At 67.6% G+C, this 13,190-nt stretch carries 10 protein-coding genes; 7 read left to right on the plus strand and 3 right to left on the minus strand.

The window, feature by feature from the left end:
- Nucleotides 1-152: 152 nt before the first annotated feature.
- The 3 genes from ACGFML_RS37585 to eccE all read right to left on the minus strand — a co-directional run bounded on the left by ACGFML_RS37585 (nt 153) and on the right by eccE (nt 5,184).
- On the minus strand, nt 153-2,822 hold the full coding sequence (locus ACGFML_RS37585; protein ID WP_393550369.1) for an SCO5717 family growth-regulating ATPase: 2,670 nt from the start codon (nt 2,820-2,822) through the stop codon (nt 153-155).
- 332 nt (nt 2,823-3,154) lie between these two features.
- Nucleotides 3,155-3,997, minus strand: a complete 843-nt coding sequence (locus ACGFML_RS37590) for a hypothetical protein (RefSeq protein WP_393550371.1) — start codon at nt 3,995-3,997, stop codon at nt 3,155-3,157.
- The gene (gene eccE, locus ACGFML_RS37595) at nt 3,997-5,184 is read right to left on the minus strand and encodes a type VII secretion protein EccE (RefSeq protein ID WP_393550373.1); all 1,188 of its coding nucleotides are present in this window, start codon (nt 5,182-5,184) and stop codon (nt 3,997-3,999) included. The genes ACGFML_RS37590 and eccE overlap by 1 nt, the downstream gene beginning before the upstream one ends.
- 387 nt (nt 5,185-5,571) lie before the next feature.
- On the opposite strand from eccE, the gene ACGFML_RS37600 reads away from it, so the two are divergent.
- The 7 genes from ACGFML_RS37600 (at nt 5,572) to ACGFML_RS37630 (ending at nt 13,082) form a co-directional block, all read left to right on the plus strand.
- Nucleotides 5,572-7,242: a type VII secretion protein EccB gene (locus ACGFML_RS37600; RefSeq protein ID WP_393550375.1), complete on the plus strand. Its 1,671-nt coding sequence runs from the start codon at nt 5,572-5,574 to the stop codon at nt 7,240-7,242.
- 293 nt (nt 7,243-7,535) lie between these two features.
- Nucleotides 7,536-7,859, plus strand: a complete 324-nt coding sequence (locus ACGFML_RS37605) for a WXG100 family type VII secretion target (protein WP_393550377.1) — start codon at nt 7,536-7,538, stop codon at nt 7,857-7,859.
- A 115-nt stretch (nt 7,860-7,974) separates the two neighbouring features.
- Nucleotides 7,975-8,268, plus strand: coding sequence for a WXG100 family type VII secretion target (locus tag ACGFML_RS37610; RefSeq protein ID WP_393550379.1), 294 nt, complete (start codon nt 7,975-7,977; stop codon nt 8,266-8,268).
- A gap of 217 nt (nt 8,269-8,485) precedes the next feature.
- Nucleotides 8,486-9,772 (plus strand): S8 family serine peptidase, encoded by a 1,287-nt coding sequence (locus tag ACGFML_RS37615; protein ID WP_393550381.1) that lies wholly within the window; start codon nt 8,486-8,488, stop codon nt 9,770-9,772.
- Entirely contained in the window at nt 9,765-10,073 is a 309-nt protein-coding gene (locus ACGFML_RS37620; protein WP_393550383.1) for a hypothetical protein, read from the plus strand. The genes ACGFML_RS37615 and ACGFML_RS37620 overlap by 8 nt, the downstream gene beginning before the upstream one ends.
- Nucleotides 10,074-10,118: 45 nt before the next feature.
- Complete coding sequence (locus tag ACGFML_RS37625; RefSeq protein ID WP_393550384.1) at nt 10,119-11,609, plus strand: WXG100 family type VII secretion target; 1,491 nt, start codon at nt 10,119-10,121, stop codon at nt 11,607-11,609.
- A gap of 93 nt (nt 11,610-11,702) precedes the next feature.
- A complete protein-coding gene (locus ACGFML_RS37630; RefSeq protein ID WP_393550386.1) occupies nt 11,703-13,082 on the plus strand; it encodes a S8 family serine peptidase in 1,380 nt (459 codons plus the stop codon).
- The last annotated feature ends 108 nt before the right edge of the window (nt 13,083-13,190 follow it).

The following is a 13,190-nucleotide window of genomic DNA, read 5'->3' on the forward strand; positions in this document are numbered from 1 at the left end:
CCGGCCCCGCCGCCCTTTGGTCACTGGGGGGCCGGGCGGCCCCAGCCGGGCGGCGCCCGACCGCGCGGTAGACGGCGGGAGAAATCCGGGGGGGCCCCACCCTCGGGGGGGCCCCCGCCCGTACTGCGTTACTGCGTTACTGCGTTACCCGCTCACTGCGGAGGCGGCTGCTGCGTCCACCCGCCACCGTCCGGCAGCGGCGCGTCCGGAGCCGGCTGTTGCTGCTGCCACTGGCCGGGCTGCTGCTGGCCCGGCTGCTGCTGGCCCGGCTGCTGGGTCCAGCCGCCCTGCTGCGGCGGGTAGCCGGCCGGGGGCTGCTGTGCGGGCTGGCCCTGCTGCTGCGGCTGCTGGCCCTGCTGCGGGTACTGCTGTTGCTGCGGGTACTGCTGCTGCGCGTAGGGGTCGCCGGCCATCTGCTGCTGCGGATACATCCCCTGACCCTGCTGCAGCCGCGCGAAGTCCTCGGCCACCATGGCGGAGAGGTTGAAGTACGCCTCGCGGGTCTTGGGCCGCATCATGTCGAGGTCCACCTCGGCACCGGCGGCGAGATGCTCGTCGAAGGGGACGACGACCACGCCGCGGCACCGGGTCTCGAAGTGCGACACGATGTCGTCGATCTTGATCATCTTCCCGGTCTCACGGACACCGGAGATGACCGTGATACCGCGCTGCACCAGGTCGGCGTAGCCGTGTGCGGACAGCCAGTCCAGGGTCGTGCTGGCGCTGGACGCACCGTCCACGGACGGGGTGGAGATAATGATCAACTGGTCGGCGAGATCGAGGACTCCGCGCATCGCGCTGTAGAGCAGACCCGTACCCGAGTCGGTGAGGATGATCGGGTACTGCCTGCCCAGGACGTCGATCGCCCGCCGGTAGTCCTGGTCGTTGAAGGTCGTCGAGACGGCCGGGTCGACGTCGTTGGCGAGGATCTCCAGGCCCGAGGGGGACTGCGAGGTGAACCGGCGGATGTCCATGTAGCTGTGCAGATTCGGGATCTCGCGCACCAGGTCACGGATGGTCGCACCGGTCTCGCGGCGCACCCGTCGGCCGAGCGTGCCGGCGTCCGGGTTGGCGTCGATCGCCAGGATCTTGTCCTGTCGCTCGGACGCGAGGGTGGAGCCCAGCGCCGTGGTGGTCGTCGTCTTGCCGACGCCGCCCTTGAGGCTGATCACCGCGATCCGGTAGCAGGACATCACCGGCGTACGGATCAGGGCCAGCTTCTGCTGGCGCTCCGCCTCCTCCTTCTTCGCGCCCAGCTTGAACTTCGACGGCTGGGCGTTGGCGCCCGGCTTGCGCTTCTTGGGCTGGTTGCGCAGCAGTCGGTCGGAGGACAGCTCGACGGCGGCGCTGTAACCGAGCGGTGCGCCCGGAGCGGCCCGCTGTTGCGGCTGCTGCTGGCCGGGCTGCGAGTACTGCGCGTAGTTCGCCGCGGCGTTGGGGTCGCCGGCCTGCTGACCGGGGAACGGCTGCGGCTGCTGCTGTTGCGCCTGCTGCTGGGCCTGGGCGGCGTACTGGGCCTGGGCCGCCTGCTGTGCCTGCTGCTGTGCCTGTGCCTGTGCCTGCTGCTGTGCCTGGGCGGCCTGCTGGGCCTGGGCCTGGGCCTGCTGCTGGTCGTAACCGGGCGCGGCCTGCTGGGGCTGCTGCTGGCCCTGTTGCGGGTAGCCCTGGACGCCCTGTTGCGGGTAGCCGTAAGCGGGCTGCTGCGCGGCCTGGTGGGGGTTCTGCTGCGGCTGTTGGGGCTGCTGCTGGGGGTAGCCGTAGGCAGGCTGGGGATAGCCGTAGGCGGGCTGCGGCTGCTGCTGTGCGGGCCGGCCCTGCTGTTGCGGGTGGGGCTGCTGCTGCGCCTGCTGCGGGTAGCCGGCCGGGGACTGTTGCTGTGCCTGCTGCGGCTGCTGGGCCTGCTGAGGTTGGGGCTGCGGCTGCTGCTGCCCCTGGGCCGTGCGCGGGTCCGCGGGCTGGAACTCCGGCGGCAGCGGCGGCAGTCCGCCCTGCTGTGGCACACCCTGCTGCTGTCCCTCCGGAGCGGCACCCCAGGGAGCGCCCTGCTGCGGAGCGCCCTGGGGCGCCGCCTGCTGAGGAACGGAGCCCTGGGTGGCCTGCGGCTGCTGCTGCGCGGGGACGCCCTGCTGCGGCTGCGGCTGCGGCTGCGGCTGCGGCTGCGGCTGCTGGCTCTGCGCCGGCGCCGCCGTCTGCTCGGCGGCCGGTGCGGGCTGCTGCTCGGGCGCCTCCGGCGCGGGAGCGGTCGGCTCGGGGGCCGCCGCGGCGCTCGGGGCGGGGGACTCGGCCGCGGCGGCCTCAGCCGTCAGCTCGGGGCCGTCATCGTCATCGTCGTCGTCCCAGAGCCCGGCCGAGGGATCGCCGCCGGTGCCCGCACGAACCCTGCCCTCGTCGGACTCCGCAGCCGGTGCGGGCTGCGCAGTCTCTGCGGGCGTCACCGGCACTGCCGGGGGAGCCTGCGGGGCCGGTGCGTCGCCGCCCGTGTCGTTGGGGCGCAGCATCGGGAACCCGGGCGGCGCGGCCTCCGCGGGCGGAGTCATCGGCGCCGGAGCACCCTGCTGACCCACCCCGGGGGCGCCCGGCGGAGCCCCCTGCGCGGGCCCCGTCAGCGGCTGCCCGGTGGGCGGCGGCCCGTTGGGAGGAGTTGCGGGAGCAGGCGCAGGAGGCGGTGCGGGGGCGGCACTCGCACCGCCTCCGCTGGTGTCACTGCTCGCGTACCAGGCCGGAGCGGCAAAATCGATCTTGAACTCGCCGGTCAGATCGAACTCGGACTGGTCATCGTCAGGATCGTTTCCGTCCGGACGGAAAGCCTCCTGCTCGTTCACTGTGCCTCCTGGTCTACTGCAACGCACCTGAACGGCAGGACCGGATACAGGCGGATCGATCGGATGTAACGGAAGTCGGAACACATCGTCCGGGGCTGCGCCAACACTGCTCGCTCTCCATCCCCGTATCGACTGCCGTCGTGAACTGCCGTCGTGATGTGCTTCTGCGCTCCCCACACAGCCTAATCAAGAGTCGGCCCATAACGGCAGTCGGTGCCATGTCGTCTTCAAGCCCCGCGGCACACCTGCGGGCGCATCCGTGGATGCGCCCGCAGGTCGTGCCCATGACCGGTCGTCCACGCGCCGCGCGCCACCGGCCCACAGAGATGTGGTCAGTCCATCCGGCGCGGCCCGCCGAGCAGGTTGGTCTCGGCCTCCGTCGGCTGGGTCATGACGAACTGATGGCCATCGCGCGAGCACCAGAGCATGGCATTGTCGCTGAGCGTCGGCAGCACCGCACCGACCTGCTCGGGCAGTCGCATGATGCGCGTCACCACTTCCGCCTCTTCGGGTGACAGTCGCTGCAGGCCGACCAGATCGGCGCGGGCGAGCATCTGCGGCGAGCGCGGTCCCATGAACGGCAGCACGGTCAGCGTCGACTGCCAGGGGCTGGGCGCGAGCTGATTGCGCGGCGGGCGCGCACCCATGTCGCGGACGACCAGCACGGGGCTGGAAACCGAGGGTCCCTGTGGCGCGATCTGGCGCACCTCATGGATCGACACACACTGCTGCCCGCCACCCGCGGCCTGCGCCATCTGGCCCCAGGCCTGCGGCCGGGCGGTCTCGACAGCGACCCGGGCCCCGGTGGCGACCGTACGCAGCGCCAGCACCTGGGCCATCCACATGCTGCCGACCAGCGCGATTTCCACCGGCGCCGGCCGCAGCACGCTCAGCACGGCGGGCTGGTTCTGCGGATCGATACCGATGATCACGCCGTCGTCGCCGACCGGCAGGGTCAGCGAGCCGAGCGATTCGGCCGTCAGGACGTGCGGGTTGCGGCGCGGACCCCGCAGCCCGAACCCGGGCCTGGGCTTCGGACCGCTCGGGCCCGAGTCGTCCTCATCCGGCCGGGGCTGGTGGTTGAGCCGGCGGGCGCCGTCGGCGCCCCCGATCGGGGGGTTGCGCCAGCCGTTGCCGCTGACGTTGGCACGGGGCTGATAGGTGGGAGTGGCCATCAGCGGGTACCTCCGAGGGGGAGCGTGGCCAGCAGGCCGGGCAGCTGCTCGCGGTCGAGCCGTACGAGACCGACCTTCACGGAGCCGGAACGGCGCTCCAACTCGTTCTGCGCGGAGGAGAGTTCGTTCTCGCTGCGGGTCGACAGCCGGACGTAGCCCGAGATGGCCGGGGCCCGGCCGCCGCCGTGCGTGGCGGTCAGCGCGAAGGTGCTGGCCATCGCCCTGGTGCTGGTCAGCAGTTGGGTGATCGCCGCCAGTGGGGCGCCGCCCTGGCCCAGTTGGGGCCATCGGCCGATCCAGTAGGTGGAGTGCCAACGGTCGTCACAGCGCATCGCGCGGGTCGTCTCCTGGGTGCGGCGGGCGGCCCGGCCGTCCCGCCCCATCGCGCCGTTGGCGGCACGCGGGCTGACGCACACCGCGGTGCCGATCGCGGCCACGACCTCGCGCTCGGCGAGCACCTTGGCCCGTACGCCGTGCGCGGTGACCCGGCTGACGAGCTGGTCGGCGGCGCGCAGCAACGAGCGCTGGGCGCCTTCCAGCCCCCCGCCGCGGGCCTCGATGGCCTCGGCGCACAGCTCCGGGTCGAGCTTGAGGGCGATCCACGTCAGCTGCAGGGAGGGCGTCTGGGACTGAGCCTGCAGCGGCGCGTACGAACGGGCCGCGACGGCCTGTTCGGGCAGATGCGGCGCCGGCGCCGGCTGGGTGTACTGCACGAACTGCACCGACTCCAGGTGGATGTCCTCCACGTCGAGGGCGGTGTGCAGGAGGTCGAGCGGGAGCATGTGGCTGCCGCGCTGCGGACGCAGTGGCTCGTCGCGCGCGTCGACCTGGACCATGACCGTCAGGAACGTGCCGTCGCCGACGAATCCGATGGCCCGCTGATCCGAGTCCGTCATGTACTCGTAGGTCCGCAGCGCCGGATCGCACTCCACGACCGGGGCGAACGCGGGGTCGACGCCCTGCGTGGCGGAGAGCGCGGAACTGCTCTCCTTGCCGCGGCGCTTCATGGCGCGGACGGTCGTGATCCACTCCGGGAGGGGGACCTTGCGGCGCCGGCCCAGCGCGAAGACGACCAGCACGGCCGCCAGCACGATCGATACGATCAGCGCGACCGGGTGGTGGATCGACAGGCCCACCAATACCAGCGCCGCGGCGATTTCGATGATGGCCAGCTGCTGTACGCGCACACCACCGATATTTCCGGCCTGCTGACGCAAACGCGGCGATACCGGGCCGGACGGGCCAGGCTCCGAACTCCGGCCGCGATTTCCTCTGTTGCCCCGAGCTGTGCCGTTTTGGCCAGCGTTTCCCGCGTATTGCGGTGCAGCGGAAGGCTGTTGCTGCGGTTGCCGCCCGTTGCGGCGTCGAGCCCTGGTGGCGCTGGACATCCCCCGGCCTGCTCCTCTACTGGTGGTGTGGCCTCTGGGCGTGTGGGCCGCCGCTGAGACTGGTGTGTTGGAAGGTGGCACCCGTACCGTACGGGTGGATCGACACACGGCATAGTAGAGGGCGCTACGGCGTGAGTGCCGGGGGCGGTCGCTGGAAGATCCGACAGGCGGGGAGAGAAAGCAACAATGGCATCACGTCGGGACGAGCTGAATGCGTATTCGTTTGCGCGGAAGCGCACGAATGCGGCATTTCTGAAGCCGCTGCCCAATGGCTCGATCGAGAGTGCACCGAAGCCACTGAAGGCGGTGGTGCCCGGGATCGTGATGAGCGTGCTGGTTCTCGTGGGATTCGGAGCGTGCGGCATTCTCAAGCCCATCGCCCCGCAGGGGTGGAACGACGTCGGCGGCAATGTGCTCGTCGGGTCGAAGTCCACCACGCGCTATGTCGTGTTGAACCCCAAGGGCTCCAAGGAGAAGATTCTCCATCCCGTCCTGAACCTGGCATCGGCCAAGCTGCTCGTCGACCCGCAGAAGTTCCAGGTCGTGCAGGTCGACGAGGACCAGCTGGACGGAAAGATCGCGCACGGCCCGGCCCTCGGCATCCCGTTCGCCCCCGACCGGATGCCCGGCACGGAGGACGTCGACAAGCCGAAGACCTGGGCGGTGTGCAACCGTCCGAGCAGCGTCCGCGGCAACAAGCCCCAGCAGGCCGTGTTCGTCCTGGGGGGCAAGGAGAAGGAGAAGTTCGCCCGGAGCCAGGGCAAGCTCGACCTGCACCAGGCGCTGTTCGTCCAGGATCCCAAGGGGGACTACTACCTGGTCGACAACAACGGCGTCGCGTTCAAGTTCGACGTCACGATGGGCGGCCATGTGCCGATGTCCCAGGCTGCCGCCGACAGGGCGAACCAGGTCCTGCGCACCGTGGTCTTCCAGGGCAAGGCGCCGCAGCAGGTCACCGACGAGTGGATGAAGACGCTCATCACCAGCCCGATTCCCCTCTACATGCCGACGGTGCCGGGAGCGGGAGGGGGCAGGAAGACCTCCGCCAAGGGCGACGTCCCGGACAAGTACAGCAAGATCGGCACGGTGGTCCAGGACAGCGCGTCGGGCCAGAAGTACGTCGTCACGCAGGACGACGTCGAAGAGGTCTCGGACTTCATCGCCAACCTGCTGACGAAGGGGCCGAACGCCGCGGTGGTGAACCCCGGTGGCAACGGCAGGGCAATGGACGTGCCACCGCTGGCCAGCGCGGCGATCACTGCGGCGCCGGACGAGGCCCACTCCGGCCACAACAAGGAGTTCATGGGCCAGCTCGACTTCGAGATCGGCGGCCAGAAGCCCGACAACCCGTGGCCGAAGGAAGACGTCGAGATGGCGAACTCCTTCAAGGACGGCTCGCAGACCAGTGGCCTGCCCGCCGGCACCGACGACGGTGTGACCTGCAATTTCTACGAGGGCACCAGCCGGAAGATCCCGGGCACCGCGCAGCAGTACCCGTACGGTGTGCCCACGATGGGCGCCTGGGTGGGTACGGACTACCCCGCCAAGATCCCGTCCGGCGCCACCTCGTACGTCACCCCCGGCGACGGCCTGCTGTACCGCGAGGTGAAGACCCCCAAGGAGAAGCCCGGCTCCGGCTCCATGTTCCTCGTCACCGACACCGGCCTGCGCTACTCGGTGCCGAACAACAACGACGGTGTGAAGGCCGGCAAGGGCGACGACGAGGTGGGGCTGAACCAGGCCCACCTCGGGTATGCGGGAGCGCGTGTTCCGTCGGTTCTGGAGGCATGGTCCAGGCTGCTCTCCTCGGGCCCGTCGCTGACCATGCAGGATGCGAAGCAGCCGCAGGCTTCCTGACGCCGGGAGAAGGCCCTCGGAGGCCGCGCCGTCCCGCCCGCCAGCGGGCGTCGGCGCGGCCTCTCGCCGTACCGCCCCGCCCGAAAATTCCCGCTCTGCCCCATTCCACTGAATGGTGTGCCGGCGACGGGTAGTTGACAATGTTGTGATCCCGTCACAAGTACCCACCCCCTGTTGGGAACAGGCGTATGGAGTGGGTAATGTTGCGGGAGGCACCAACAGGAGTTGCCAACCGCGCAGCGCCGTCGCCGGTGGGCGCGGTCAACGTACGAGTCTCATGGGGGACGTTGACTATGGCTGGTCAGCAGTACACAACCACTGAAGAGGAGATGGTCGCGTTCAGCGGCAAGATCGCCTCTGTCAACCAGTCGATCCAGGGCGAGATCACGCGCCTGAACACGGTCGTCGACACCATCACGTCCGGGTGGAAGGGTGCTGCGGCCTCCTCGTACAACCAGCTGCAGTCGCAGGTTAACGAGGACGGCAAGCGGATCAACCAGCTTCTTGCCGAGATCAAGGAAGCGATCGACGAGACCACGAAGAACTACTCCGCCTCCGAAGAGGAGCAGGCGCAGTCGATCACGCACATCTCCGCATCGTCTTCACCGTTCGGATGATGAAGCCGCGCCGTCGCCCGCGGCGCATCGGCTTCACCGCGGCGGCGCCGGCCAACCGGCCGCCGCGCTGCGGTTTGTGAATCGACCAGGCATCATCAACTCCTGAGGAGACACCATGTCAGGCCAGATCCTCGTTAATTTTGCGACGATCCAGCAGGCAAGCCAGGACGTGCGTGGCACGGCCAACAACATCCGCCAGCAGCTCGACGACCTCGAGGCCGGCGTCAAGAAGATCGCCGCGAGCTGGGAAGGTGCGGCCCAGGAGGGCTACCAGGCCCGCCAGCGCGAGTGGGACCAGCGTGCCGCTTCTCTGCACTCGACGCTCGAGGCCATCGCCAAGGCGCTGGACCAGGCCGCTCAGAACTACCAGAGCACCGAGCACAAGAACGCCGGCATCTGGGGCGGCTGACCCACGTCAGCAGGTACGGATGGCATACGGCTGAGCAGCCCTGACGGCTCGCACAGTGGCCAATGAGGGCGGGCGCGCTGCACAAGTGCGCTCGCCCTTCTGCCGTCCCACTTGCGCTCTGTGGCCTCTGCCCCAATTCCTCCGCACTTCTCCCCCTTCCCTCCCCCCTTACTCCTCGCTCCCGACCGATCCGCCACAGATGGAGAGCAGAAAACCCGTGGGATCTCGCGCCATTGGTCACCGAGCCGGGCACCGCCGACGAGCGGCGGGCGCACTGGTCACTGTGGCCTGCGTCGCCGGCCTGTCCTGCGCCACCGCCACGCCGGCAATCGCGGACGAGAACGTGCCGCTCAACAGTGGCGAGTGCAAGTTCGGCACCGACAACATCAAAGAGACTCCCTGGTCCCTCCAGCGCCTCCTGATCGATCAGATGTGGGCGAAGACGAAGGGCCAGGGCGTCAAGGTCGCCGTCATCGACACGGGTGTCGACCGCGACAACGGGCAGATCAGGCCCGCCCTCGGCTCCAGGGGTGTGACGGTTGCCGGTGGTGGCAAGGCCGACCAGGACGTGGTCGGTCACGGCACCAAGGTCGCGGGCATCATCGCCGCCCAGAAGATCGCCGGCTCCGGCTTCTTCGGTATCGCACCCGGGGCGAAGGTCATCCCGTTCAAGACGACCAACTCGGAAAAAGGCAGTAAGGCCTCCGACCTGGCCACCGCCATTCGCAAGGCGGTCGCCGCAGACGTCGACGTCATCAACATCTCCCAGGGGACCGGCGCCAGAAAGTCCGACCTGACCGACCTCCAAACCGCGGTCGACGTGGCCGAACGGCACGGCATCCTGATAGTCGCGTCGGCGGGCAATGACGGTGCCGACGGCCGCGAGAAGGACATGTACCCGGCCGCCTACTCCAGGGACCATTCCAACGTCCTGGCGGTGGCCGCCTCCGACCGCAACAACGAGCGCGCGCCCTTCTCCCAGTCCGGCACGTACGTCAATATCGCCGCCCCTGGCGTCAATATGGTCTCCACCGTCCCCGACGGCGGTAACTGCGTCGACCAGGGCACCAGCTTCGCCTCGCCGTACGCCGCGGGAGCCGCGGCCCTCCTCATCGCGCAGCACAAGCACGACAAGCCCGGCGGAAAGTGGAGCCCCCAGGAAGTCATCTGGCACCTGGAGAAGACGGCAGCGCGCGTAAAGGCGAAGCGTGACGACTTCACCGGCTGGGGCGTCGTCGACCCGGTAGCGGCCCTCAACGACACCGAGCGGCCCACCGCGTCACCCACGCCGGACAAGAACAAGAACTCGGCCGCCGGCCTCAACATCCGCCCCGTCGCGATCACTTTGGGTGAAAGCGAGGAGGAGCGGAGCGCCCGCATCGCCGTCTACATCGTCGGCGGCGGAATCCTGGCAGTCGGCGTGGTGGTTGGCTCCGCCGTCGCGATGCGTGACTGGCGACGTAAGAACAGTATTGGCACTAACGGGGAGGCCAGTCATGGCTAAGGAATACAAGGTCAATCTTGACGCTCTCGACCAGGTTGTCAGGGAGCTCAATGATGTCCTGAAGGACATGAATGGAACGAAGGGCAAGGCCGGTAGTGGGACATTCCTGCCGGTTAGTGCTCTGGGGGCGCACTTTAACGAGCGCGAGGAACTTAATAAAGAGCATGAAGCCATGAAAAAGTTTATCGAGCAAGACATTCTCGACAGGCTCGAGAAGATGATCGATAAATTTGGCAAAAAAACCAAGAAGGTGAAGGAACACTACGACGACGCCGAGCACGCGAACAAAATGCAACATTGACAGTGCATCGGTTGATTGTCAGCTGAAGGAGAAGGGGGCCGACAGGTGAGTAAAGACAACAGCACTGCACCCAAAGGTAGCTACGAGCGTCCGGTTAAGTTCCACACCCCGTTCAACCAGCACTACTTCGACGCTCTGAAGAGCATGGTGGAGGATGCCGACGTCAATACGGTCGAGCGTGTTGCTGAACACTGGCAGAAGGTTCACGACGACCTGGTAGATCTGCAGCATAAGTTCGAAAAGGCCGTGAAAAAGGTCAGGGAGCACTGGGAGGGCGACTCCTCTGAGCGCTTCCAAGAGAGTGCCGATCAGATCATCGCGAACTTCAAGGCCGGGGCGCCTTGGGCCAGCTGGACGGCTCATCAAATTGGCAAGGCGGCCGATAGTCTCCAAAAGGCCATCAATAAGATCAATTCGATCGACGATGACTTCAATGAGATCAACTCGTGGTGGGAGATTGACGATGAGGATCTGGATAAGCTCCTCAAGTCGGGGGCGGACACTGCGGCTGTCAGAGAGGCGAACGAGGAAGACCTGAGCGACCACCAAAAGAGCCGACTCACGGCTGCTGTGGCCATGGAGCACTTGGGCACGTCGTACATGCAGCTGGCTAAGTCGCTGAAGGCGCCGCAGCCAGGGTCGGTGAAAGACGACAAAATTCCGGAGCACGACCCAAAGGACAACGGTCTCAACGGAATTAACACCCCCATGATGCCGACAGGTGGACCGAAGGGGGGCGCCGGTGGCCTCAAGATCCCGAAGCGAGGGACGGAGTCCGGTAGCAGCCTGAAGATGCCCGATTCTCCGAGCGTCAATCAGCCGGGCATCAGCGGCGGTCTGGGTGAACTGAAGCCCAAGGGGCCCGACGTGGGGACTGGTCTCGACGGCCTCCACAGTGGACCTGGCGGCCCGAAAGTCCCCAGTGGCCCGGGTACTGGAGGCCCTCACGGCGGGGGAGTTCATGTGCCCAGCGGTCCCAGCGGCGGGGGCCACATGCCTGTGCCTGGTATGCCCGGTGGTACTTCCGGGCTCAAGGGTGGTACTTCCGGGCTCAAGGGTGGTACTTCCGGGCTCAAGGGTGGTACTTCCGGGCTCAAGGGCGGTGCTTCCGGGCTCAAGGGCGGTACGCCCAGCACTGGCCCCGGCGGACACAGCGCCAGCTCTGGACGCACTGGTATGCCCGGTATGGGTGGCATGCATGGTGCTGGAGGAGGAAAGAGCGCGGGCGGTGGGCACGGGGGTGCCGGCTCCGGTGGTCCTCAAGCGCGGCAGAAGGGCGGAATGGTCGGGTCGCCCGGTGGCAAAGCCAGTGGCGGAGGCCAGGGCGGGTCTGGTCTGCACCGTAGCCGAGGGGGAACTGAAGCCGGCTCCAATTCGGGTGGCCGTCGCCCGGCAGGCATGATGGGCGGGGCGCATGGTGCGCCAGGCGCCAGGGGCGAGGGGAGTCGGAGCGACTCGGGTCGTCCCGACTACCTCGTGGAAGAGGAAGAGACGTGGACGCCGCAGCGTAATGTGGCTCCTCGGGTCATCGAGTAGGAACGACCGGGAAACAAGCAATCGACAACGTGCTTGGGGCCCGCAGCCCCTCGGGTTGCGGGCCCCAACTCTGTGAGGAAGGTGTTTTACGGCATGAGCTTCACGCGGACGCTGCGTGCGGTGGGTGGCGCGGTGGTGGCGGGAGCACTGCTCTTCGGCACCGCGCCGGTTGCTTCGGCAGATCAGATCAGGAAAGACCAATGGCCATTGACGGCCTTCGGCGCTGACGATATTTGGAAGCTGTCAACAGGCAAGGGCGTCACGGTAGCTGTCATCGACCAGCCGGTGGATGGTAATCATCCTGATCTCAAGGGAAACGTGCTTCCCGGGAAGAGCTTCTACACCGGGGGAGGAGGAACGGCAGACCATCCGGATGGGGAGAAGGAACATGGCACCGCCATGGCTTCGCTCATCGCTGGGCATGGGCATGGGCCTGGTGGGTCCGAAGGCGTGAAAGGGCTGGCGCCTGATGCCAAGATCCTTCCTCTTGGAGTTGACCTTGGAGATTCGGACGCTCCGATCCCCAAGCCCGGCTCCGACTCCGGCAAAGAGCCGATGTCCTACGCCGAGCCGCTGAGGTATGCCGTAGACCACGGCGCGAGCGTGGTGAGCATGTCGTTCGACACTGCCTTCACGAAACCTTCAGATGCTGAACAGGCAGCCGTTGACTATGCCCGGAAGCACGATGTGCTGCTCGTTGCGTCATCGGGAAATGAAGGCGTCAGCAGCCCGCGTAATCCGGCAGTAGCGCGTGGGGTTCTGGCCGTGGGAGCGGTGGACATCGACCTCAAGGTCTGGAAATACTCCAACTACGGTTCTCATGTCAAACTGCTGGCCCCAGGGCTTCACATCCGGTCGGCGGGAGTTGAGACCCCTTATCGTTTGGCCAACGGCACGTCAGACGCTACTGCGTACGTGTCCGCCGCCGCGGCCCTCCTCCGCTCCAAGTTCCCGGACTTGACCGCCGGCCAGATCGCCAACCGTCTGGTGAAGACCGCCGGTCTGCCGGACGACATGAAGGGGAAGAAACTTCCCAACCCCCACTACGGCTACGGCTTCATCAAGCCGTGGAAGGCACTGACCGCGGATGTTCCCGCGGGGTCGAAGAACGGCCCTCTGCCGGCGCTCAGCGGTGACTCGTCGTCCAGCTCGCCCAAGGCGCCCGGCAAGGCCAACGGCGCTGAGCCGGACCCCAAGTTTCACGACAACGGCCTGAGCACCGGCGCCATCATCGGCATCGTCGGTGGCGTGGTCGGTCTCCTCGTCGTCGTCCTAGTCGTAGTACTGGTGGTCAAGAAGAAGAACCGGCGTAATGGCCCGCCTCCGGGTGGCCCGGGTGGCTATGGCGGTCCCGGTGGGCCTGGTGCCCCCGGTGGCTTTGTGCCGCAGCCGTCCGGTCCTCACCAGCAGCAGCCCAGTGCGGCGCCCGGATCGTACCCGCCGGCGCCGCCCACGCAGCCGCCGGGCCAGTAACGCCTTGCCGTAGCGGAAGATGGTGTTGGGGTCCGCAGCCTTCGGGCTGCGGGCCCATTTGTGTTGTGGGGCAGTGTAGGTGGATAGATGGGCAGGCGCGATGCCTTC

Source organism: Streptomyces sp. NPDC048650 (genome assembly GCF_043199095.1).
In the GTDB taxonomy this organism is placed as follows: Bacteria; Actinomycetota; Actinomycetes; order Streptomycetales; family Streptomycetaceae; genus Streptomyces.